We start from the raw sequence: 1,364 nt of genomic DNA on the forward strand, positions 1-1,364 counted from the left end.
TTCAAATGAGCAGTTTGCAGAACTTCTTGCGCAACATGCCAACGGGTGTGAACGCTACATGGAATTGCTTGAACACGAGCGTGTTAATCACACCATCAGTCATCATGTGTGGTTACCGTAATGCAAACTCTCATGCCAAAAATAGGGCGCATTGCCGCCAAAATGACATTGTGCGCACTGTGTGTCGCTCCGATGTTTTCTGTACAAGCGACAGAGCTCAATTGGCCAGAACAACCGTTTCGTTACTATGCCGATAATGATTCGTTGAAAGATCTGCTTAACAACTTTGGTGCCAACTACCGAGTATCGGTGTCGGTGAGCGACAAAGTGAATGACCGAGTGAGTGGTCGATTCACGCCAGAAGATCCAGCGGAGTTTCTCGACTACCTAGCGCAAGTTTATAACTTGATGTGGTACTTCGATGGCGCAGTACTGCACGTTTACAAAGCGACAGAAACGCGCTCCCGATTGCTGCAATTGGAACTGCTTACCGCGCGCGAGCTTCGCAGTACCTTGATTTCAACCGGTGTTTGGGATGCTCGTTATGGTTGGCGCGCTGCCGAAAATAAAGGGCTGGTTTATCTAGCTGGGCCGCCGCGTTACGTTGAGTTAGTAGTGCAAACCGCAGAAGCGTTAGAGAGCCGATTGCTGCAAAAGTCCAACTCGACGGATGAGCTATTTGTGGAACTCATTCCGCTTAAATATGCCTCGGCGACGGACAGAAGTATCTCGTATCGCGACCAAAGCATTACCGTTCCGGGGATTGCTTCGGTATTGAGCCGTGTGGTTGGCGGTGTTCAAACTCAAATTACGGATTCTGCGTCTGTACAAACATCGCCTGTAAACGGATTACCCGCAGAAGCAGCGAAACCTCGCGGCAAAACTGCGTCTGTGCACGGCGGTGCAACCGTAGAAGCGGAGCCGGGGCTGAATGCGATCATCGTTCGCGATACCCAAGCAAGACTGCCGTTATATCGCAAGCTGGTCGCTCAACTCGATCAGCCACAATCTCGTATCGAGGTTGCGTTATCTATTGTGGACATCAGCGCAAACGATTTACGTCAGCTCGGTGTGGATTGGCGTGCGGGTGTATCGGTTGGAAACAACCGCATTGTCGACATCAAAACAACCGGCGACGTTGATAACGGTGATGTCACATTGGGCAGTGGTCAGAGTTTCAAGTCCTTGTTGGATTCGACCAACTTGAACTACTTGTTGGCACAAATTCGTTTATTGGAATCGAAAGGCAGTGCGCAAGTCGTTTCCAGACCAACGCTGCTCACGCAAGAAAACGTCGAAGCGGTGCTAAACAACAGCAGCACGTTTTACGTCAAATTGGTTGGCAAAGAGACGGCGGCTTTGGA

At 50.2% G+C, this 1,364-nt stretch carries 2 pseudogenes; both read left to right on the plus strand.

The features are described from left to right. Window positions 1-121, plus strand: a pseudogene (locus tag R8N28_RS25005) (YscB family type III secretion system chaperone); the annotation flags it as partial. A gap of 41 nt (window positions 122-162) precedes the next feature. Then, window positions 163-1,364: pseudogene (vscC, locus tag R8N28_RS25010) on the plus strand (SctC family type III secretion system outer membrane ring subunit VscC); the annotation flags it as partial.

This window comes from Vibrio sp. Vb1554 (genome assembly GCF_033344235.1).